Here is a 20,648-nt window from a genome sequence, read left to right as displayed (position 1 = left end):
TTCTAGTCATGATTTATCTCTTGGTTTTTTCTGCCCAAAAATTGGCACAAGTCCCTTCTGTTGGAGAAACTTTGGAAAATATAGCAGATGGTTTATTGCCGTTGTTTATTTAGGATTGGGGATGTATATCCTGATTGAAAACAACAGCTTTGACATGCTAAGGACTGTGTTCGGCTAGGAGAAAAAATTATGAAAAAAGATAGTATCTGCCAAGTGAATATTATAAATCAACAAAATGTTACAACCGCAACGAACTACCTTGAAAAGGAAAAAGTCCAAAAATCACTTCGTATTTTATCAAAGTTTACCGATAATAAACAGATAAATATCATCTTTTATTTCCTTGCTGTTGAAGAACTCTGTGTCTGTGATATAGCCTGTTTACTAAATCTCAGTATGGCATCTGCCTCCCACCATCTTCGTAAACTAGCCAATCAAAACATCTTGGATACTAGAAGAGAGGGGAAAATTATATATTATTTTATAAAAGATGAGGAAATCAGAGATTTTTTTAATCAACTAGGATAACAACTATTTTTACTACTTTCCATGATTATATATAGGACTTATCTATGAAATTTTTTGATGAAAATTACTCACAAGAAAGACCTACTCGTAGCAAATGTTTAAGAAAAAAGTACAATATTACACAAAGCGAACTAGGCAATGCAGGTCAAGTTAGTCAAGTTGAAAGTGGTAAGCGACCAATTACGAGTTCGATGTTAGTTTATTTAAATGCTCTAACCGCTTCGAGCTATACGTATATCGTTTTTGGAGAGTTAGATGAGTTTATTGAGAATCTGTTTCATTATTTTTTCAGTTCTATTTTATATAGAGATTTAGAGGCTGTAGATGAAAAACTATATTCTTTCATGAGTGATGATTTAATTTCAATCCAATCAAGTTGTCTAAGTATTGCCAAGACATTTGCAAATTTCAATATTCAAAGAAAAAGATTTATGATTTCTACTGAAACTGAAATGGATACTTTTCACAAGAAAGATGACATTGACGTATGGGTTGGTGGAAAAAGTTATAACCCCGCTAGAAGTTTTAGAACCCGTACCATCAATGAATTGACTGTCATTGATTTTGAAGAAATGTTTGATATTCTTTGGTTGATGTTAGGGGATAATTTAATTAAATCATTTGAAGTTAATGTCTGTGGTATCCTATTTGAATTAGGCGGAAATGACATACCCTCAACATTTAGGCAAGAAAACATTGATCCTCTCATCAATAAATGGTGGTATGATAATGTTTCGACAGAAATTATCCCTAATCTAATAAAAAAACTCAAAGAAAATCCCTTGTTTAATATCGGATTTATGGTAAATGATATATTAGAAAGAATGTATAAAGAGAATATTCCAAAATCTTACCTTACATCCGTCCCGTTAGTTATTTCTCAAAAAGGAAGAACAACCTCTTCGTTTAGTATGACTGGTGGTCAACAAATAGATGGAGTAAAATTCAAACAGATATCTGAGGACTATATGAAATTACTCAGTCAAGGTAAGGATATCACAGAGTTATATCAAAAATATTCTAAAGAAGAGTTGGCAAATCTAGGCATTAATATTTATCAATCCAATGATATAGAAAGGACTGAGGAAAGAACTTTTGATGAAATTATCAGTTGGGTTTCCAACCCTTATGCAACAAGACCAATTCAAGAAAGGCACACTATTCAATTAGAGCCAACAAGATTTTCACTAGAGGATAAGAAACGTATTGAAAAAATTGCCTCTCAGGGAATAAACGACATCGACCTTGTTGATTTAGTTGAACTCTATGATATCAATTTAGATAATACAAATGTCACTCGCTATATTGAGGGATTATTGACGAATAATACACAAGTAACATACTATTTCCAAGAACAATTAAACGAGGAATTACTCGCAATGGCTTCGGCTTTAGATAGAGTTCAACAAGCATTTATTAAACTATTAAGCGAAGAAGAGATACGAAAATTTGCTCTTTAAAAACTAGGTGAATCGCCTAGTTTTTTTTTGCACTTCGTTTTACAAATTAGTTTATTGAAGTAAAAAAAGAAGTAAAAAATAAAAGAACATTATGCCTTATACTGAATATATCAAGAAAAACTCTTGATAAAAATTTTAATAGTCCAAATTGATGGCCATCAAAGGACAGATTGAAACAAATATGATGATATGACGATAAAGGTCATGTCTTGCATAGAATTGTTTCGCTGTTTCTTTGTTGTGCCTTTTAGCATACTCAGCGTTCAATATTTGCTCATTTTGTTTCCTTCTGTCCAAGGACGGAAAGGAGCTCATCATTATGAGCAATAAAGTACAAAAACGCCGTGAGCGTAAAATCAAAGAAGCTATTAAAGCTAAAAATTGGAATGAAGTAACTCGTTTGCTTCAACAAGAACAAAGTAATGCAGAACGGCGTGACCGATACCACCATAAACGAAGTATGGAAGAAAGCATATCTCGTAATGACGGTAAACGACGTGAACGCTATGAAGTAGTTGCAAGTTCTGATTTGAATCCCGAAGAAGCTTTAATCCTAGCGGAGTTAAGACAAGCTATTCGTGAAGCTAAAGCATCCCTATCAGAAATTGACAGTAAGATTGTTGAAATGATAGCGGAACAAGATTCAAGCTATAAAGAAACGGCTCGCTATATCACTGAACATTACAAGAAAATGAGTGATGTAACTGTCAAATCTCATTATTGTAAAGCACTAAAAAAATTAGCTCCTTTATTAAAAAGTTATCGCTAATACCTCAAATCCAGTGTCTCTGTCACTGGATTTTTTATAAAAAAATTAAAAATTTAACAAATAACTTTGCGTTTGGTTGTCTCATTCTCCTTAGTAATAAGGAGGTGATACATAACTAGAGCAACTACGTCCAGCTCACGACCAAAACCGAGCAAGTCTCATTCGTATTATTTCTCAATAATAAAGGAGGAACAACCCTATGGCGTTTAAAATGAAAACAACAAAAGGTGGTTATACAACTACATTGGCTGATAAAATTATCAGTCAAAAACAACCGATTTACTCACTTAGTACCGAACTTGAACCACAACAACGGTTTGAAGAAGGAAAACCAACAGGAGAAATCGTAGCCTATAAAGCATGGTTTGTACAGGAAGGGCAAGACCCTTTCCAAGTAAAATTCGAAGATACGATTGAGCTTCCAGCGTTTCAATCCATGATTCAATTTGACACCCTACAAGCCTGCGAAGTAAAATATAACGTTTACTTCAAAGCAAATGGTATCAAGGAGGTTCGGTAATGACCTCACAATCTCGTGATGTGCTGAACCAATCTTTCCTGCAATCTTACCTGCTCCAGAGCCTAAACATGGCTCTAGGGGCTTTAATGCAGGGGGAAACCAGCTATACTAATTCTTTTAACGTCATTATTCAAGAAGACGGCTTTGTCTTTGTCCCTCGCCTACCGTGCGCTTATATCCTCGATGACGACTTATACAAGAAAATCTTTCTGATTGCCAATGCTTCACTTTACCCACAATATACGCTTCTAAAACAAAATGCTACCTATTTTGTCCCTCTAGACACAGATGACTTACACATTCAACGTGGTTTATTCTTCCCTTGGAAAAGAGGGATTTCAGAACGTTTAGCGATTCCTGAATTGGATAAGTTTTCAGCCAGATTGCCACATGGGAAAATCCCTATCATGAAGCACTTTGAACTCAATTTAGACAAGGTCAATCACTGGGCTATTGCTGGAAATTCAGGTTCTGGGAAATCGTATGCTCTCACTTACTTCTTGAGTGTACTGAAGCATATGTCTGACTTGATTATCATTGACCCGAAATTTGATACCCCAAGTCGTTGGGCAAGAGAAAATCATATTTCCGTTATCCACCCTGTCGAAAACCGTTCAAAATCTGATTTTGTATCACAGGTCAACGAACAATTAAGTCAATGTGCAAATCTCATTCAAAAACGACAAGCTATCTTGTATGATAATCCCAACCATCAATTTACCCATCTAACCATTGTTATTGATGAAGTCCTAGCTCTATCAGAGGGAGTCAATAAGAATATCAAAGAAGCATTTTTCTCCTTACTCTCACAGATTGCCTTGTTAGGACGTGCTACCAAAATCCATCTATTTTTAGTAAGTCAGCGTTTTGACCACAATACTATCCCAATTTCAGTAAGGGAACAGCTAAACGTATTGTTACAAATTGGAAATATCAATCAGAAAACTACTCAATTTTTATTTCCTGACCTCGATCCAGAGGGGATTGTCATTCCAACAGGACATGGTACAGGTATCATCCAAGTTATCGACAATGAACACCCCTACCAAGTTCTGCCCCTACTCTGTCCAACCTACTACACTAAGCGAGGTATCCTATGACCACAAAAAACTACTTTATAAGAAGTTTCAATCTTATACTATATTTGGTTCTCTCTACTCCTATCTGCTCTGTCTTCGGCTGGCTATTCAATTTTCTTTCCGTCCAATTAGCCAACATCTCATTTGTCAACCTAGATTCAGTTAAAAACATTACTGATACCATTAGTTCTGTAAGTCACAAATCCGCTCTTATTTCACTACTACTTGCCTTACTATTGACTGGATTAGAGATAATACAACGGTTGAAAACAGATAGTCTTCGGAACTATATCCAATCTGTCTATCACACTTTCCTGTTGCGACACTTCCTGTTTCAGCGTGAACGAGTACAGAAGATAAGCAACCTTGAACACCAGACCGTTACCACCATCAATCCAATCCATAAAGGATTTAACCGAGCTGTTCGCAAGTGTATTGTAGATATACGAAAAGATACCATCACTATTTTTCTAAAAGTCCCTAGAGACCAACAAGGGCAAAAAATCCTAAAAGAGATGGAAGCACAATTAAAAGAAGAAATCGTCAGCCAACACGCAGACTATTATTTCTCCTCTCCTATTCGAGTTCGTAACCAATTGTGGTTCACTGGACAAAAACGTTAATCCCTTGGGGCTGTGGCTTGCGTTAAGCAAAAGCCAGACAGCCCCTTTTTATATTCTTTTCTATCATGACCTATTGGGGTTACTACGACCCCCAATAGGTCAATAATCAATAATCACAAAAAATTCAATTTTTTCAAAAAAACTTTGCATACGACCTGTCATTTCTCCTTAGTAATAGAACCCAAAAGAAATGAGGTAACTGCCTATGGCAAAAGAACAGCGCTCAACCAAATGGACGTTTCTCTTCTACGAGGAAAGCGCACCAGAGAACTACTTGAATATATTAGAGGAACTCCATATTCCGTTTATTCTTAGTCCTTGGCACGATAAGGATGTTAATAGACAGACGGGAGAGTTCAAGAAATCGCACAAACACGGTGCTTTCTTCTTTGATTCACTGAAAAGCTATTCACAAGTATCAAATATCATCAGTGACAAACTAAACGGTCCAGCACATGTGGAGGTAGTTATGTCTCCCACTGGTTTATTTGACTACTTTACCCATGCGGAAAATCCAGATAAGACCCCCTACAACATTGAGGATATTGAAGTCGGTTGTGGCTTTAATTTAGAAAAATTCTTGATGGAGATGAACTCCTCGGATTTTATACATGAAGTAGTTGATATTATCGAAGAGAACGACTTTACCGAATTTGAAGAATTGGTCTGGTATGCCCGAGCAAACAATACCAATTTATTAGGACTTATTATTGAACGTACATATTTCTTCGCCAAATACCTAGATTCACGAAGATACAATCCTAATCGACTCCATAATTCAAACACAGAGGAGAAAGAGAATAATGAATAACGAAAAATTAGAACAAATTGAACAACTATTGCAAACACTTATCAAACTCATTCAAATCAAAGAACAGAACATACCACTAAAGATAATACAACAGCGAGAATTGCTAAAACAGCTAAATATCTCCCCAAACACATTAAAAACTTGGGAACAAAAAGGATTAAAAAGATTAGAACCTCCTATAGAGGGAACTCGAACCGTCTTCTATCTACTAGATGATATTATCAACTTTTTACAATCCTAATTCTGAAAATTTTTGCTAAAATAGTTCTATCTAAAAGAAAGAGTGGTAACTATTTTAGCCTACTTCAATATCCATGAAGAAAGGCAAATATGGAAACTGAAACAATTATTCATAATGGCAAAAAAGTCATTAAAAAAATCAAAAAAGATAAGTCCATCTCATACACTTTGAAGGGGGCATTTCTGGGAAAAGATATCAAAACTGGTAAGCAAGTCACTACTACCATTACAGCTAAGACACTAAAACAGTTAGATAGAGCAATCATTCGAGCACGACTAGAATTTGAAAAAAATGGCTCAACACGAGAAAAAGTTATCGTCATTGATACACTGGAAGATTTAGCTGAAGAATGGTTTAAATCATATAAGACCTGGGTCAACTCACATAATACTCTGAACAGAGTAAGAGGTTATCTTGATAATTATATTATCCCTAAATTTGGAGATTACAAACCAGATAAAATTGAATCTGCGGATATCCAGCTTTGGTTAAATGGTTTGGCAAAGAAATCAAAAGAGTCCATTGAATCTGGTATAAAGCGTGCTGATAAAGGTAGTGCTAAAGATTTTGGTGCTGTTATCCATAAGTTGAAAGATATTTTTGACTATGGAATTACAAACTATGGACTAATCACTAATCCTATTAGCTCTGTTAAGATACCACCTAAGCCAAAATCAAATAAGCAACGCATCATGGTATTACATGATGATAGTCTTGTAATATGGCTTAATTATCTTGAAAGTTTAGATAACAATAGAGCCAATCGTAGATTTAAGTTAATTTGTAATACTTTATTAGCCTCCGCTTTGCGAATAAATGAACTACTTGCGTTGACGATTGATGACCTAGATTTTGAAAATTCTTCTATTAATGTCAGTAAAACATTGATGTGGAAAACCGCAAATAAAAAAGATGGGACAAAAGGGGAAGTTATCTGTAAAGCTACACCAAAAACTGATGCAGGAAATCGCTCTGTCCCTGTCCCTCTCCCCATAATAGAAAAACTCAGAGATTTCCACCACGAAATGAACTTGTATCTTGAATTGCACAACAGACATAGAACAAAACTGATTTTCCCTACAATCTATGGCAACTATATGTGTGATAGAAACGAGAGAACAACTCTTAAGAAAAGGTTAGTAGGTCTTGGATTACCAAACTATGGTTTCCATTTGTTCCGACATACTCATGCTTCAATGTTGCTCAACGCTGGCACAAATTGGAAAGAACTTCAAGTCAGAATGGGACATAAATCAATTTCAACTACAATGGATACTTACGCTGAATTAGCACCACAACGAAAGTTAGAAGCTGTGGGGATTTATCTTGAAAAGATTGCTGAGCTAACGCAATAACTACTCTACCATTCACTCTACCTTTTATTAGGTAGCATTCTAGAAACATTGATGTACCAACGTTTCTAACAGCTAAAATAGAAATTATTTAACTCTTACAGAAGTTAAATAAGAGTTAACTTATTATAAACATCTTAAAACCAATGGTTTCGGCCATTGGTTTTAATTTTTAGTAACATTATAGTAAACAGGTAGTGATAAACTCTCACTACCTTTTCTATCCTCTTCTTTTTTGAGAGCGCTTGAAATATGTTATAATAGTTCTAGATTATTTTTTTGGAGGCAAACCGTGGGAAATTTTATTGAGCTAGTCTTTCATCGTTTCTTTTTGGGGATGATAGCTACAGCTTATTTTTGGTTATTGACACTAGCAGGAGGTGTGGTTTTTGGTATAGCACCAGCTAGTGCGACTATCATGAGTTTATTTGCAGAACATGGTTATTCTTACCGTGCCTATGGTTTTAAAGAGGCTTGGGCTCTTTACAAGAGTAATTTTATTAAAAGCAATCTCAGTTTCTACGCCTTTATGGGACTTGACTTGATCTTGATTTATGGTTTGTATCTCATGATCCAATTGCCGCATCAGACCATTATTCACTTGGCAGCAACATTTTTAAATATCTTTTTGGTAGCCTTGGTCTTTTTGGCTTATACAGTTTCTCTAAAATTACAAGTTTATTTTGACTTATCCTATCAAAATACCTTAAAGCTTGCCTTTATCGGAATTTTTATGAGCTTGTCAGCAGTGGTTAAAGTTCTTCTTGGTAGCGTCTTGTTAGCCATTATTGGGTTTTATATGCCAGCCCTCATTATTTTTGTAGGGATTGGTATGTGGCATTTCTTTATTAGTGATTTATTGGAGCCTGTTTATGAAAGCATTCATGAAAAATTGGCGTCCAAATAGAATGAAACAATTTTGGCTTCATTCACTCCTTCGAACCTATACTTGGGTGATGATTGTCATCATTGCTAGTTTTGCCCTGTTGATTTCCTATGTGAACTGGGATAGTCGAGAAAAAGAAGCAAGACAGGTTTCCCAGCGGGTTTTGACTCGGACAGTGAGTGAGGTTGAGTATTATTATCGAGAATCAGCGCGTTCAGCCCAAAGTTTAGTAGATAATCAAGCGCGAATCGAGGGAATTTATAAGTATTTTAGCCTTACTACACCAGATTATTTCTACTGGCAACTGGAGCGTAAAGCATCGCCCTATATATCTGTATCCATTTATGAAAATATCGATGACCTTTATGTGCGTAATGATTTTGTAACGGGTGTAGCCATTGTCTTGCAAGACTCGACAGAAGTTTATGTTTCGAAGAGGGACAATCGTAGTGGTTACAAGGTTTCTGCAGATGCCTTTAAGCCAGATGCCAATAGTTTCGCCATTCCCGTATCCGATCCAGTATCGGATCAAGCTCTTGGTGTTATTTATGTCTCTGTATCTTCCGATGTTTTTTATAAGGCTATTGACAATACCAGAGGAAATATCCCAATTGCTGTGAGCATCACCTCTCCTTTTGAAACGGATATGTTTCACCAAGGTGAAAAAAGTAATCGAGAGGAATGGTTGCAAGATGAGACAGCTCATGGATATCAGGTTCAGGTTGCGGTTCCTAGGGATTATGTCCTTAGTGGGAGTATCTTTAGTTCGATTTTTATTCTTGCTTTGAGTCTCCTCTTTATCGTTATTTTATATGTAACCTTGAAAAAAACATTTTCGAAGTATCAAACCCAAGTTGTTGATCTAGTGGAAACAATCCATGATATTGCGCAAGGGGAGCAGGGGAAAAGAATTGATCTCACGAAAAAAGACCAGGAATTACTTTTAATCGCTGAGACAACAAATGATATGTTGGATCGATTGGAGAGAAATATCCATGATATTTATCAGCTTGAACTGAGCCAAAAAGATGCCCATATGCGCGCTCTACAAGCTCAGATAAATCCACATTTCATGTACAATACCCTCGAGTTTATACGGATGTACGCAGTCATGGAAAACCAAAATGAACTAGCGGATATTATCTACGAATTCAGTAGTCTCCTGCGCAACAACATCTCTGATGAGCGAGAAACAACATTGAAGCAAGAAGTGGAATTTTGTCGGAAGTACAGTTATCTCTGTATGGTGCGTTATCCAAAATCCATTGCTTATGGATTTAAGATTGACCCTGGATTGGAAGAAATGCGCATTCCAAAATTCACCATCCAACCCTTGGTGGAGAATTATTTTGCCCACGGAGTTGATCATCGACGTACAGATAATGTGATTAGTATCAAGGCCTTGAAAAAAGAAGGATATGTCGAAATCTTGGTAACCGATAATGGGCGTGGAATGCCTGCTGATAAGCTAGCAGAGATCCAGGATAAATTAGCTCAAAGAACCTTCGAACATACGGTGGATTATAGTGGGAAACGCCAGTCCATTGGGATTGTCAATGTGCATGAGCGCTTTGTACTCTACTTTGGCGACCGCTATGACATCAGTGTAGAATCAGTTAAACAAGAAGGTGTTCGCTATCGAATCACCATTCAAAATGAAGAGAAAGGATAAAGATGTATAAAGTACTTTTAGTTGACGATGAGTACATGATTACAGAAGGGCTCAAACGTTTGATTCCTTTTGACAAATGGGATATGGAAGTCGTTGCAACAGCCAATCATGCTGACGACGCTCTGGACTACGTTCGAGAACATCCCGTAGATATTGTCATTTCTGATGTCAATATGCCTGACAAGACAGGGCTTGAGATGATTGGGGAGATGAAGGAGTTGTTGCCAAATGCTTACTATATCCTCCTTTCAGGCTACCAAGAATTTGACTATGTCAAAAAAGCCATGAATCTCAATGTCGTTGATTATCTGGTCAAACCAGTCGATAAGGTTGAGCTTGAACGCTTGCTTGAAAAGATTGCCAGTCAGCTTGGTGAAAAATCTCATGAGCCCGAAATATTGAGCCAGCAACTAGATGAAGAAGCATTCAAGACTCATCTCAGCCAAAAAGAAAATTGGTGGATCGGACTTTCTAAGGAAAAACAAGGGAATTTTGTCATTCCTTACTACGTTCTAGGTCAGGACTGGCAAATTGTCCTTGCAGATCAGGAATTTGAGGGCTTGTTGGTCATGCCTTTTGAGGCACCTTATCAAGCCAACTTTGAAAAATGGAAGCGTGATATTGAAAAGACACTCTTTTATGGTTCGGTCAATTTAGATCAGTCTGAAAGTCTCTTTTCTTACTACGAACCCATTTATCGAGTGATTATCCAGGGAAATCTTCAGCAGATTATCGAGGAGTTGACCTTGCTTGAGAAGATTGTTCTTGAAAATACACCGAGAGTCTCTATCACTAAGCAGCTCTTTACTCAGTTTGTTATGGATGTTTTCCATCTTTTTGAGCATTTGAAGGCAGACGACATGACAGATATTGTCAAAAACATCCATGCCATTACAACTTTTGAGGACTTAGTCGCTTATACCAAAGAGACCTTGACTTCCTTCTTTGGCCAATACCGCATGAATGAAAATGTAGTTAGTGTGCTTGAAGTCATTGGTAGAGACTACAAAAAAGAACTTTCTCTCAAGGATATCAGCAAGGATCTCTTTATCAATCCCGTTTATTTGGGCCAGCTAATCAAGAAGGAAACCAATTCCACCTTTGCGGAGCTTCTCAATAAGCAACGCATTAAGGCTGCCCAGCAACTCTTGCTATCTACTAATGATAGTATTGAGGATATCTGTTATACAGTTGGTTACAGTAATGTTGGTTATTTCTATAAGGTCTTTCGAAAGCTATGTGGAAAGTCTCCTAAAGCCTATCGAAAACAGGTGGAAGCCAACTTGTAGGATTTGTTTTGCTTGTTAAAATATGCTATAATAAACTAAAAAACATAAGGGGGTTGTTTTGATGAAAAAGAAACCAATCTATCTATGGGTATTACTGATTTTTTCAGCTTTACTCTCAGCAATGTCGCTATTTGGAATCATATCTCCAGTACCTACTGCGGAGGGTATGAGCAATCTAGAAACATCAGCATCAGGTGTTAATGCTACTTATGCTAAGGAGCTCGTTGATTACACCATTAAGGTATCGGAGCATGGCCATTCTGTCTTCAGCATTCTCTTGGTTGTTTTATCTGTTATTCTAGTTGTTGTGGCTTTGGTTTTCCTTATTCGTAAAAACCTTCAATTGGCTAACTACACTTATCTTGCTTATGTCTTCGTTGCCATCGTTGGTTCTATCTACAACTTTATCGGCGTTCAGGATGCGGTTTCACTTTTTACAGATCCTAACATCCGTATGGGAGCGGAGCTTGGTGCCAAAGGTTCAGCCATTTTTGGGATCGTACTCAATGTTATCTTCCTAGCAATCGTCTTCTATAAAATGTGGCGTCAGCAAAAAGAATTAACAGAAGCTCAAGAAGAGGAAGAACTGGCCTAAGAGTTGACAAAGGATAACTATCAAGATACAATCTTGGTAGTTATTTTTTTATGATTCAAAAAAAGGAGGAGAGCATGAAAAAAGTTTCCTTGGTCTACATCAGTCTGAGCGGAAATACGGAGAGTTTCGTAACACGATTGAAGGCTTACCTATTAGAACAGTATGAGAACATTGAAGTAGAAAAAATTCATATTAAAGATTTGGTCAAGGAAGGGGAAGACTTCTTTGAAATGACCAACCCATATGTGGCTTTCCTACCGACTTATCTAGAAGGTGGCAATGGTGTTGATAACGGAGATGTGGAGATTTTGACCACTCCAGTAGGGGATTTTATCGCCTATGGTGACAATGCCAGCAAGTGTTTTGGTGTTGTAGGATCCGGTAATCGTAACTTTAACAACCAATACTGTTTGACGGCTAAACAATACAGCCAACGCTTTGGTTTCCCTGTTCTAGCTGACTTTGAGATGCGTGGAATGCTGGGAGATATTAAAAAGGTTGCAGGAATTATCGCGGAACTCTATGAATTAGAAGTTTTGTAAGAGGCTAGATTTTCTGAGGAAGAGTTTTATTCCATGAATAAAGGATTTACTTAAAAAGGGGACAATCGAAATGAGTAAACTACAGAAATCATTTTTAAAGTATATAAAACGCAAACCAAGCTTCAAGGATATTATGCTATGCAGTGCTTTGCTACTATTAGCGATTGCTCTGCTACTGTTCTCTGAGAAAATTTTTGATGAAGATGCAGCACCATTTGGAACCATGGTATCCTTAGGGATTGTTATCCTGGTAGAAATCTTAGCTGTCAGAAATAAATAAAAAGACTCGAGAAATGCATCTCGAATCCTTTTTCATTTTCTGATGTCTTCAACAATTTCCTTTGAAATCATGATTCCCAAACGATATCCCTTATTGATGTAGTCGATGACATCGTTGATGTTTTCTGTTGTTTGAATCTTTTCCTTGATAGTAGCGCGAAAAGATTCATCCTTTAACAGCTGTTCTTGTAGAAGTCTTTGTAGTTTTTCCTTTTCGTATTTGTTGATGAGAAAAAGAGCGACAAGACTGATGACAACTAAAATATAAGCATATTGGCTCATAAAATCTCTCCCTAAGTGATAAAGAAATTAATAGCAAGAGAAAAGCGAAAAAGATTTTTCGCTTTTCAAGTAATGACAATATAGAAATTAGGCAAGTGATCGCTAATCTAAAATAGTAGATGTAATGCACTCCGCCCCTAGTACCAAATAAAAGTCCTAGAGGTTTAGGATTGGTTGCTTAAATCGCTCTGTAATCCCGTAACTTTAAGATTGAGACGTCTTTCGGTAGAAATCGATAATATTTCTATCGAAAGACTAGTGAAGCGCCTAGCCAAACTCTGAATAGGATTTGGCGTTAGTTACTTAGACTGCATTACAATAAAGTGATTAAAAGCCTACGACATGAGCCTAACCAAATCGATATTATTTGGTTAGGTGAATTAGTGAAGCGTTTAGGCAATTCGCCATAGTTACGATGTCATGTTCTCTAAATCGATTATATTTAGAGAACATGACTAGTGAAGCAGTTAGCTAGTCCGCATAAAAGCAGCTAGCGTCTAACAATTAGGAACTTTAATTCCAGTAACTTTAAGATCACGACATGCATCCAAATAAGTCGATATTAATTATTTGGATGCATTAGTAAGGCGTTTAGGCAAATCGCCCGATAGCGATTGCCGTCAAGAGACTAGGAACTTTAGTTCCAGTCTCTTGTAACGAATTACATCTTCTCTGGTGCTTCTACACCCAACAAACGAAGTGCTTCTTTGAGGACAACTGCAGTTGCATAGCTGAGGGCTAAACGACTGTCGCGTTCTGGACTTTCATCCAAGATACGAGTGTGAGCGTAATATTTGTTGAAGGCTTGCGCTAAGCTAATTGCAAATTTAGCAATGATAGAAGGTTCAAAGTTATCCGCCGCACGGTTGATAATACGTGGGAAATCTTGGATGAGTTTAATAATTTCCCAGCTTTCAGGATCATTCAAGCTATAGTTGGCACCTGTTTCTGGTTTGAAATCGGCTTTGCGCAAGATGGATTGGATACGAGCATAGGCGTATTGAACATAAGGACCAGTTTCGCCTTCAAAGGATACCATAGCTTCAAGGTCGAAGTCGTATCCATTTGTACGGTCAGTTTTAAGGTCATAGAATTTAATGGCTCCAACTCCAACAGCATGAGCAACCTGGTCTTTATTTTCAAGTTCCGGATTTTTAGCTTCGATTTGCGCTTTGGCACGGCTGATGGCTTCTGCGACAGTAGGCTCTAGTAAGATAACATTCCCTTTACGAGTAGAGAGTTTCTTGCCTTCTTTTGTTACCAATCCAAAAGGAACATGGACAATATCTTGACTCCAATCGTAACCCATCTCTTGCAAGACAGCCTTGAGTTGTTTAAAGTGAGCAGATTGCTCTTGACCAACGACGTAGATAGATTTAGCAAATTGGTATTCGTTTTTACGGTAAAGGGCAGCTGCCAAGTCACGTGTGATGTAGAGAGTTGCACCGTCAGATTTCTTGATAAGAGCTGGGTGTTCAATTCCATATTTTTCAAGATTCACGACTTGGGCACCTTCTGATTCGACCAAAAGTCCTTTTTCAGAAAGGATGTCTACAACTGCATCCATCTTGTCATTGTAGAAGGCTTCCCCGTTGTAGCTGTCGAATTCAACCTTCAATTCATTGTAAAGGCGGTTAAATTCCACCAAACTTTCATCACGGAACCATTGCCAAAGTGCGAGAGCTTCCTCGTCTCCATTTTCAAGTTTACGGAACCATTCGCGTGCTTCTTCATCCAAGCTAGGGTCATTTTCAGCTTCAGCATTGATGCGAACGTAGAGTTTAAGAAGTTCATCAATCGGATGAGCTTTTACAGCTTCTTCATCGCCCCATTTTTTGTAGGCAACAATCAGCATTCCAAACTGTTTACCCCAGTCTCCTAAATGGTTGACCTTGACTGTTTGATAACCGATTTTTTGGAAAATATGTGACAAGCTATCTCCGATAACAGTTGAGCGGAGGTGACCAATAGAGAATGGCTTAGCAATATTGGGACTAGACATGTCGATAACAACATTTTCTTGTTTACCAATATTTTGGTCAGCATAGTGTTCTTTTTCAGTGATAACAGCTTGTAATACTTGAGCAGAAATGGCATTTCTATCAAGGAAGAAGTTAACATAAGGTCCAGTAGCGACGACTTTTTCAAAGGCTTGGCTATTGATTTTTTCAGCGATATCTGCTGCAATCATTTGTGGAGCTTTTCTCTCAACTTTTGCTAGAGTAAAGGCAGGGAAGGCGATGTCTCCCATATCAGAGTTTTTGGGTTGTTCTAGTAAATTTAAAATAGCCTCTTGATCCAGGCTCTCAATGACACTAGCCAGTTCGCTAGCGATCAATTGTTTTGTATTCATTATAAACTCCTTTGGACTTTTCTTCTATTTTATCATAATTTTGAGGAATGATAAGAATTTTTTTGAAATATTCGGTTTTTTTGGTATAATGTTCTTATTAAATAGTTGAAAATGTTATAAATATTCACTCGAGAGGATGTTATGAGAAAAAGAGAACGCCATCAGTTAATCAAACAAATGATCACTGAGGAAAAATTAGGGACTCAAAAAGAGATCCAGGATCGGTTAGAAGCACGCAATGTTTTTGTGACGCAAACGACATTGTCGCGTGACCTTCGCGAACTGGGCTTGACCAAGGTTAAGAAAAATGATAAGGTCTACTACGTACTAGCAAATGAGACAGAGAAGATTGACCTGGTTGAGTTTTTATCCCATCATTTGGAAGGTGTAGCAAGAGCTGAGTTTACCTTAGTTTTGCACACTAAATTGGGTGAAGCAGCAGTTTTAGCCAATGTTGTCGATGCCAACAAGGATGAATGGATTTTAGGAACAGTTGCGGGTGCCAATACTCTCTTGGTCATCTGCCGAGATCAGCATGTCGCTAAACTCATGGAAGATCGTTTGTTAGATTTGATGAAGGATAGATAAGGTCTTGGGAGTCTCTCTCAAGACTATTTTTAACAAGGAGAGAATGGATGACGACAGAAAAATTATCACCTGGCATGCAACAGTATGTGGATATAAAAAAACAATATCCAGATGCTTTTTTGCTCTTTCGTATGGGTGATTTTTATGAGTTGTTTTACGAAGATGCAGTTAATGCTGCCCAGATACTAGAAATCTCACTAACCAGTCGCAATAAGAATGCTGACAATCCTATTCCCATGGCTGGAGTTCCTTATCACTCAGCACAACAGTATATTGATGTCCTAGTGGAGCGTGGCTACAAGGTTGCCATTGCTGAGCAGATGGAGGATCCTAAGCAGGTAGTAGGGGTTGTTAAGCGCGAGGTTGTGCAGGTGATTACCCCTGGTACAGTCGTCGATAGTAGTAAACCAGATAGTCAAAACAACTTTTTGGTGGCTATCGACCGTGACGGTCAGCAATTTGGTTTGGCATACATGGACTTAGTGACGGGTGATTTCTATGTGACAGGTTTATTGGATTTTACCCTGGTCTGTGGTGAAATCCGAAATCTTAAGGCAAGAGAAGTTGTCATCGGCTATGCCTTAACTGAAGAGGAAGAACAGATTCTCAGCCGTCAAATGAATTTGGTGCTTTCCTATGAGCAAGAATCATTTGAAGACGTACATCTACTGGATCCACGCTTGGCGCCTATTGAACAAGCTGCCAGCAGTAAGCTTCTTCAGTATGTTCATCGGACTCAGATGAGAGAGTTGAATCACTTGAAGCCAGTTGTCCGTTATGAAATTAAGGATTTCTTGCAGATGGATTATGCAACCAAGGCTAGTTTAGATCTAGTAGAAAATGCTCGTTCTGGCAAGAAACAAGGGAGTCTTTTCTGGTTGCTGGATGAGACTAAGACTGCCATGGGAATGCGTCTTTTGCGCTCTTGGATCCACCGTCCCTTGATTGACAAGGATCGTATCCTTGAACGTCAGGAGGTTGTACAGGTCTTTCTGGATTATTTCTTTGAGCGTGGTGATTTGACAGAAAGCCTCAAGGGAGTCTACGATATCGAACGTCTGGCAAGTCGAGTCTCTTTTGGGAAAAGCAATCCTAAAGACCTCTTGCAGCTAGCGACTACCTTGGGGAGCGTTCCTCGGATTCGAGCAATCTTGGAGGGAATGCAGCAACCAGCGCTTGCCTATCTAATTGAACAACTAGATGCTATTCCTGAATTGGAAAGTCTTATTAGCGCAGCCATTGCCCCAGAGGCTCCACATGTGATTACCGAAGGTGGTATTATTCGGACGGGCTTTGATGAGACCTTGGACAAGTATCGTCGGGTACTGAGAGAAGGAACCAGCTGGATTGCTGAAATTGAGGCTAAGGAAAGAGAAAACTCTGGCATCAGTACGCTCAAGATTGATTACAATAAAAAGGATGGCTACTATTTCCATGTCACAAACTCGCAGCTAGGAAATGTACCAGCCCACTTTTTCCGTAAGGCTACGTTGAAAAACTCTGAGCGTTTTGGGACAGAGGAGTTGGCGCGTATCGAGGGAGAAATGCTAGAGGCGCGTGAGAAGTCAGCCAGCCTTGAATATGAAATCTTTATGCGTATCCGTGAAGAAGTTGGTAAGTATATCCAACGTCTACAAGCCCTGGCCCAAGGAATCGCTACTGTCGATGTCTTACAAGGACTAGCGGTAGTAGCAGAAAATCAACACTTGATCCGTCCAGAGTTTGGTCAGGATTCGCGAATTGACATTCAAAAAGGTCGTCACGCTGTCGTTGAGAAGGTCATGGGAGCCCAAACCTATATTCCCAATAGTATCCAAATGGGTGAAGATACTAGCATCCAGCTGATTACAGGGCCTAATATGAGCGGGAAGTCAACCTATATGCGTCAGCTAGCTATGACAGCAGTTATGGCCCAGCTGGGTTCTTATGTGCCAGCAGAAAGTGCTCACTTGCCAATCTTTGATGCAATTTTTACTCGTATCGGGGCGGCAGATGACTTGGTTTCAGGTCAGTCCACCTTTATGGTAGAGATGATGGAAGCCAATAATGCCATTGCGCATGCGACTGAGAAATCTCTCATTCTCTTTGATGAGCTAGGACGCGGAACGGCAACCTATGATGGCATGGCCTTGGCTCAGGCCATCATAGAGTACATCCATGAGCATATTGGAGCCAAGACTCTTTTTGCGACTCATTACCATGAATTGACTAGTTTGGAGACTAGTCTGGGACATCTGGTTAACGTTCACGTGGCTACGCTTGAGCAAAATGGACAGGTTACCTTCCTTCATAAGATAGAACCAGGACCAGCTGATAAATCATACGGGATTCACGTCGCTAAGATTGCAGGTTTGCCAGCAGACTTGCTGAAAAGAGCAGATGAAATTTTAACTCAATTAGAGAGTCAAGGTCAGGAAAGTCCTGCTCCAATGAAACAAATACATGCAGTCTCTGAACAAATTTCCCTATTTGACTCGGCGGAAGAAAATCCTATCCTAGCAGAATTGGCTAAAGTAGATGTGTACAATATGACACCGATGCAGGCCATGAACCTCTTGTTAGAATGGAAGCAAAAATTATAAGCAAAAACCCACTCAGTCCTATGAGTGGGTTTCTGTTGCATTATTTCTTCTGAGCCAATAATTGGTTGATGTGGGCAACCTTCTTTGATTCTCTTTTATAGAGAATCGCCCAGATGATGAGATAGACGATGGCAAACTCTGGGATGAGTTGAAGGATGAAAGTCCAGCGAAGTGGAAACCAACCTGCCAGAATTGCTAGAGGAACAAAACCTAATAGCATGAGGAAGAAGTGAGTGACAGTAGCACGAAGAAGGCTCCAGTCTTTGGCAAAGAGACGGCTACCAAAACTAAAGAGGACTCCGATAGCTGCCCAGATGATAGAACAGTAGAGCAAAACTAGAGCGCCATGTACCTGTTGTTGGATCATGAATTGGCCAATCAAAGAGTTGGGGCTAAGTGGTGCGTAGTTGCTTGGTGAAAAGATAAAAGAAAAGATAATAGATAGGATGAGGCCGATGAGGATACCAGTTGTGGCATCGTGAAATAGTTGTTTTTTCATAGTTCTAATTTCTCCTTAATAGTTTTGAGGTAACGGCGAGATGAGTAGGTGAAACTGTCATTTTTTAGATAGATTTCAATCAAGCCGTTAGAGGTTAGTTTTAGATGACTAATAGCATCGATGTTGACAATTTCCGATTGGGAAATTTGGATAAAGGAAGCAGGCAAAATGTCAACTGCTTGGTAGAGACGGATATCAAGAGTATATGTCTGCTGATCAGTCTCGGCTAAGACCTTGCGATTTTCAATATATATACGTTGAATTTTACTAATCTGAATCAAGTAGACCTGGTCTTGGAATTTTCCTTTAAGAGTTTCGTTTTGATCCAGTGATTGAACAAAGTCTTGAACTTTTTGAACTCTAGGGGACAAAGATGGTGCTTCTATGATGATTCGCTCTTCGGTGTATTGCTGATCAATATCAAGTCTGAGTTTCATAATTTCTCCTTTATAAATTTGTAATAGAGATCTCTTGCTTACAAATCTATTAAACACCATTTTTTAGACAATTACAAGAAGCTTTGTCTATGTGGTCGGTTGAAGAGTCTATCTGGCAGGTGACCGTTTTCATAGAATTTTTAGAGTAAAGAAGTCAAAAAATAAGAAGAAATATATTGACAAAAATAGAAAAAACGTGGTACAATAATAGACGGTACTTTTTACTTTTGGTCTCTCAAGAGTGTACAGGGACGTGCTGACAAATGTTGCAAAAGTACACACAGATGATAGCTGTCACCAAGTGTATCATCACCAAAAATAAAAAAACACAGGAGAATGTAGATGCCTACAATTAACCAATTGGTTCGCAAACCGCGTAAATCAAAAGTAGAAAAATCTAAATCACCAGCTTTGAACGTTGGTTACAACAGTCATAAAAAAGTTCAAACAAACGTTTCTTCACCACAAAAACGTGGTGTTGCAACTCGTGTTGGGACAATGACACCTAAAAAACCTAACTCTGCCCTTCGTAAATTTGCTCGTGTACGTTTGAGCAACCTTATCGAAGTTACTGCCTACATCCCAGGTATCGGACACAACTTGCAAGAGCACAGTGTGGTGCTTCTTCGCGGTGGACGTGTAAAAGACCTTCCAGGGGTACGTTACCATATCGTCCGTGGTGCACTTGATACTGCAGGTGTTAACGATCGTAAACAAGGCCGTTCTAAATACGGTACTAAACGTCCGAAAAAAGCATAAGGAAAGGGGATAAAGAGAAATGAGTCGTAAAAATAGAGCTCCAAAACGTGACGTATTGCCAGATCCGCTTTACAATTCACAATTAGTTACTCGTCTTATCAACCGCGTTATGCTTGACGGTAAACGTGGTACAGCTGCTTCAATCGTTTACGGTGCTTTTGAACAAATCAAAGAAGTTACTGGTAACGATGCACTTGAAGTATTTGAAACAGCTATGGAAAACATCATGCCTGTACTTGAAGTACGTGCACGTCGTGTTGGTGGTTCTAACTACCAAGTCCCAGTTGAAGTTCGTCCAGAACGTCGTACAACACTTGGACTTCGTTGGTTGGTAACAATCGCTCGCCTTCGTGGTGAACACACAATGCAAGATCGTCTTGCAAAAGAAATCTTGGATGCTGCTAACAACACTGGTGCAGCAGTTAAGAAACGTGAAGACACTCACCGTATGGCTGAAGCTAACCGTGCCTTCGCACACTTCCGTTGGTAAAATCATGATGCT

General features: G+C 38.5%; 23 protein-coding genes and 1 pseudogene. 20 read left to right on the top strand and 4 right to left on the bottom strand.

Annotated elements, in window-relative coordinates:
- The 16 genes and pseudogenes from HMPREF1116_RS11950 to HMPREF1116_RS09120 all read left to right on the top strand — a co-directional run.
- Positions 1-178: pseudogene (locus tag HMPREF1116_RS11950) on the top strand (cadmium resistance transporter); the annotation flags it as partial.
- An 11-nt stretch (positions 179-189) separates the two neighbouring features.
- Positions 190-528 (top strand): Cd(II)/Zn(II)-sensing metalloregulatory transcriptional regulator CadX, encoded by a 339-nt coding sequence (cadX, locus tag HMPREF1116_RS09185; protein ID WP_000711080.1) that lies wholly within the window; start codon positions 190-192, stop codon positions 526-528.
- A 44-nt stretch (positions 529-572) separates the two neighbouring features.
- Positions 573-1,988, top strand: coding sequence for a hypothetical protein (locus tag HMPREF1116_RS09180; protein ID WP_000667629.1), 1,416 nt, complete (start codon positions 573-575; stop codon positions 1,986-1,988).
- Positions 1,989-2,307: 319 nt separating this feature from the next.
- A complete protein-coding gene (locus HMPREF1116_RS09175) occupies positions 2,308-2,757 on the top strand; it encodes an RNA polymerase sigma factor (protein ID WP_000066891.1) in 450 nt (149 codons plus the stop codon).
- A gap of 199 nt (positions 2,758-2,956) precedes the next feature.
- Positions 2,957-3,277, top strand: coding sequence for a hypothetical protein (locus HMPREF1116_RS09170; RefSeq protein WP_000874693.1), 321 nt, complete (start codon positions 2,957-2,959; stop codon positions 3,275-3,277).
- The gene (locus tag HMPREF1116_RS09165) at positions 3,277-4,377 is read left to right on the top strand and encodes a type IV secretion system DNA-binding domain-containing protein (RefSeq protein ID WP_000203863.1); all 1,101 of its coding nucleotides are present in this window, start codon (positions 3,277-3,279) and stop codon (positions 4,375-4,377) included. Before HMPREF1116_RS09170 ends, HMPREF1116_RS09165 begins: the two co-directional genes overlap by 1 nt.
- On the top strand, positions 4,374-4,979 hold the full coding sequence (locus HMPREF1116_RS09160; protein WP_000208709.1) for a hypothetical protein: 606 nt from the start codon (positions 4,374-4,376) through the stop codon (positions 4,977-4,979). The genes HMPREF1116_RS09165 and HMPREF1116_RS09160 overlap by 4 nt, the downstream gene beginning before the upstream one ends.
- A 205-nt stretch (positions 4,980-5,184) precedes the next feature.
- On the top strand, positions 5,185-5,790 hold the full coding sequence (locus HMPREF1116_RS09155) for a replication protein (protein ID WP_001040935.1): 606 nt from the start codon (positions 5,185-5,187) through the stop codon (positions 5,788-5,790).
- Entirely contained in the window at positions 5,783-6,031 is a 249-nt protein-coding gene (locus tag HMPREF1116_RS0102375) for a MerR family transcriptional regulator (RefSeq protein ID WP_001058391.1), read from the top strand. Before HMPREF1116_RS09155 ends, HMPREF1116_RS0102375 begins: the two co-directional genes overlap by 8 nt.
- An 89-nt stretch (positions 6,032-6,120) precedes the next feature.
- Positions 6,121-7,386, top strand: a complete 1,266-nt coding sequence (locus HMPREF1116_RS09150) for a tyrosine-type recombinase/integrase (protein ID WP_000447180.1) — start codon at positions 6,121-6,123, stop codon at positions 7,384-7,386.
- A 289-nt stretch (positions 7,387-7,675) separates the two neighbouring features.
- On the top strand, positions 7,676-8,290 hold the full coding sequence (locus HMPREF1116_RS09145) for a YesL family protein (protein WP_000526277.1): 615 nt from the start codon (positions 7,676-7,678) through the stop codon (positions 8,288-8,290).
- The gene (locus HMPREF1116_RS09140) at positions 8,268-9,941 is read left to right on the top strand and encodes a sensor histidine kinase (protein ID WP_081478800.1); all 1,674 of its coding nucleotides are present in this window, start codon (positions 8,268-8,270) and stop codon (positions 9,939-9,941) included. The genes HMPREF1116_RS09145 and HMPREF1116_RS09140 overlap by 23 nt, the downstream gene beginning before the upstream one ends.
- Positions 9,942-9,943: 2 nt before the next feature.
- On the top strand, positions 9,944-11,230 hold the full coding sequence (locus HMPREF1116_RS09135) for a response regulator transcription factor (RefSeq protein ID WP_000278856.1): 1,287 nt from the start codon (positions 9,944-9,946) through the stop codon (positions 11,228-11,230).
- Positions 11,231-11,291: 61 nt separating this feature from the next.
- Positions 11,292-11,825, top strand: coding sequence for an ABC transporter permease (locus tag HMPREF1116_RS09130; protein WP_000729010.1), 534 nt, complete (start codon positions 11,292-11,294; stop codon positions 11,823-11,825).
- A 74-nt stretch (positions 11,826-11,899) separates the two neighbouring features.
- Entirely contained in the window at positions 11,900-12,367 is a 468-nt protein-coding gene (nrdI, locus tag HMPREF1116_RS09125; protein ID WP_000757905.1) for a class Ib ribonucleoside-diphosphate reductase assembly flavoprotein NrdI, read from the top strand.
- A gap of 70 nt (positions 12,368-12,437) precedes the next feature.
- Positions 12,438-12,647 (top strand): hypothetical protein, encoded by a 210-nt coding sequence (locus HMPREF1116_RS09120; protein ID WP_000040887.1) that lies wholly within the window; start codon positions 12,438-12,440, stop codon positions 12,645-12,647.
- 32 nt (positions 12,648-12,679) lie between these two features.
- Here HMPREF1116_RS09120 and HMPREF1116_RS09115 read toward each other — a convergent pair whose 3' ends face one another.
- Together HMPREF1116_RS09115 and argS are read right to left on the bottom strand one after the other, a co-directional pair.
- Positions 12,680-12,928, bottom strand: coding sequence for a hypothetical protein (locus HMPREF1116_RS09115; protein WP_000084856.1), 249 nt, complete (start codon positions 12,926-12,928; stop codon positions 12,680-12,682).
- A 661-nt stretch (positions 12,929-13,589) separates the two neighbouring features.
- Positions 13,590-15,281, bottom strand: coding sequence for an arginine--tRNA ligase (gene argS, locus HMPREF1116_RS09110; protein WP_001093364.1), 1,692 nt, complete (start codon positions 15,279-15,281; stop codon positions 13,590-13,592).
- 141 nt (positions 15,282-15,422) lie between these two features.
- On the opposite strand from argS, the gene argR reads away from it, so the two are divergent.
- Both argR and mutS read left to right on the top strand, forming a co-directional pair.
- A complete protein-coding gene (gene argR / locus HMPREF1116_RS09105) occupies positions 15,423-15,869 on the top strand; it encodes an arginine repressor (protein ID WP_001231485.1) in 447 nt (148 codons plus the stop codon).
- A 47-nt stretch (positions 15,870-15,916) separates the two neighbouring features.
- Entirely contained in the window at positions 15,917-18,451 is a 2,535-nt protein-coding gene (mutS, locus tag HMPREF1116_RS09100; protein WP_000206072.1) for a DNA mismatch repair protein MutS, read from the top strand.
- A 40-nt stretch (positions 18,452-18,491) separates the two neighbouring features.
- Here the strand turns inward: mutS and HMPREF1116_RS09095 are convergent, their stop codons facing one another.
- Both HMPREF1116_RS09095 and HMPREF1116_RS09090 read right to left on the bottom strand, forming a co-directional pair.
- Positions 18,492-18,950, bottom strand: coding sequence for a DUF3021 domain-containing protein (locus tag HMPREF1116_RS09095; protein ID WP_000744349.1), 459 nt, complete (start codon positions 18,948-18,950; stop codon positions 18,492-18,494).
- Positions 18,947-19,387 (bottom strand): LytTR family DNA-binding domain-containing protein, encoded by a 441-nt coding sequence (locus tag HMPREF1116_RS09090; RefSeq protein WP_000776713.1) that lies wholly within the window; start codon positions 19,385-19,387, stop codon positions 18,947-18,949. The genes HMPREF1116_RS09095 and HMPREF1116_RS09090 overlap by 4 nt, the downstream gene beginning before the upstream one ends.
- 342 nt (positions 19,388-19,729) lie before the next feature.
- On the opposite strand from HMPREF1116_RS09090, the gene rpsL reads away from it, so the two are divergent.
- Positions 19,730-20,146: a 30S ribosomal protein S12 gene (gene rpsL / locus HMPREF1116_RS09085; RefSeq protein ID WP_001142333.1), complete on the top strand. Its 417-nt coding sequence runs from the start codon at positions 19,730-19,732 to the stop codon at positions 20,144-20,146.
- A 19-nt stretch (positions 20,147-20,165) separates the two neighbouring features.
- Entirely contained in the window at positions 20,166-20,636 is a 471-nt protein-coding gene (rpsG, locus tag HMPREF1116_RS09080) for a 30S ribosomal protein S7 (protein ID WP_000087876.1), read from the top strand.
- Positions 20,637-20,648 lie beyond the last annotated feature (12 nt).

This window comes from Streptococcus sp. SK140 (assembly GCF_000259525.1).
Lineage (GTDB): Bacteria > Bacillota > Bacilli > Lactobacillales > Streptococcaceae > Streptococcus.
This window is presented reverse-complemented; position numbering and strand designations above follow the sequence as displayed.

Excerpts from the sequence above, each read along its gene's own strand:
- HMPREF1116_RS09180 (WP_000667629.1), top strand. The coding sequence starts at position 573 with ATGAAATTTTTTGATGAAAATTACTCACAAGAAAGACCTACTCGTAGC.
- argS (WP_001093364.1), bottom strand. The coding sequence starts at position 15,281 with ATGAATACAAAACAATTGATCGCTAGCGAACTGGCTAGTGTCATTGAG.
- cadX (WP_000711080.1), top strand. The coding sequence starts at position 190 with ATGAAAAAAGATAGTATCTGCCAAGTGAATATTATAAATCAACAAAAT.
- nrdI (WP_000757905.1), top strand. The coding sequence starts at position 11,900 with ATGAAAAAAGTTTCCTTGGTCTACATCAGTCTGAGCGGAAATACGGAG.
- HMPREF1116_RS09135 (WP_000278856.1), top strand. The coding sequence starts at position 9,944 with ATGTATAAAGTACTTTTAGTTGACGATGAGTACATGATTACAGAAGGG.
- HMPREF1116_RS09160 (WP_000208709.1), top strand. The coding sequence starts at position 4,374 with ATGACCACAAAAAACTACTTTATAAGAAGTTTCAATCTTATACTATAT.
- mutS (WP_000206072.1), top strand. The coding sequence starts at position 15,917 with ATGACGACAGAAAAATTATCACCTGGCATGCAACAGTATGTGGATATA.
- HMPREF1116_RS09095 (WP_000744349.1), bottom strand. The coding sequence starts at position 18,950 with ATGAAAAAACAACTATTTCACGATGCCACAACTGGTATCCTCATCGGC.
- HMPREF1116_RS09130 (WP_000729010.1), top strand. The coding sequence starts at position 11,292 with ATGAAAAAGAAACCAATCTATCTATGGGTATTACTGATTTTTTCAGCT.
- HMPREF1116_RS09140 (WP_081478800.1), top strand. The coding sequence starts at position 8,268 with ATGAAAAATTGGCGTCCAAATAGAATGAAACAATTTTGGCTTCATTCA.
- HMPREF1116_RS09165 (WP_000203863.1), top strand. The coding sequence starts at position 3,277 with ATGACCTCACAATCTCGTGATGTGCTGAACCAATCTTTCCTGCAATCT.
- HMPREF1116_RS09090 (WP_000776713.1), bottom strand. The coding sequence starts at position 19,387 with ATGAAACTCAGACTTGATATTGATCAGCAATACACCGAAGAGCGAATC.
- HMPREF1116_RS09120 (WP_000040887.1), top strand. The coding sequence starts at position 12,438 with ATGAGTAAACTACAGAAATCATTTTTAAAGTATATAAAACGCAAACCA.
- HMPREF1116_RS09115 (WP_000084856.1), bottom strand. The coding sequence starts at position 12,928 with ATGAGCCAATATGCTTATATTTTAGTTGTCATCAGTCTTGTCGCTCTT.
- HMPREF1116_RS09150 (WP_000447180.1), top strand. The coding sequence starts at position 6,121 with ATGGAAACTGAAACAATTATTCATAATGGCAAAAAAGTCATTAAAAAA.
- HMPREF1116_RS0102375 (WP_001058391.1), top strand. The coding sequence starts at position 5,783 with ATGAATAACGAAAAATTAGAACAAATTGAACAACTATTGCAAACACTT.
- argR (WP_001231485.1), top strand. The coding sequence starts at position 15,423 with ATGAGAAAAAGAGAACGCCATCAGTTAATCAAACAAATGATCACTGAG.
- HMPREF1116_RS09155 (WP_001040935.1), top strand. The coding sequence starts at position 5,185 with ATGGCAAAAGAACAGCGCTCAACCAAATGGACGTTTCTCTTCTACGAG.
- rpsG (WP_000087876.1), top strand. The coding sequence starts at position 20,166 with ATGAGTCGTAAAAATAGAGCTCCAAAACGTGACGTATTGCCAGATCCG.
- HMPREF1116_RS09170 (WP_000874693.1), top strand. The coding sequence starts at position 2,957 with ATGGCGTTTAAAATGAAAACAACAAAAGGTGGTTATACAACTACATTG.
- HMPREF1116_RS09175 (WP_000066891.1), top strand. The coding sequence starts at position 2,308 with ATGAGCAATAAAGTACAAAAACGCCGTGAGCGTAAAATCAAAGAAGCT.
- rpsL (WP_001142333.1), top strand. The coding sequence starts at position 19,730 with ATGCCTACAATTAACCAATTGGTTCGCAAACCGCGTAAATCAAAAGTA.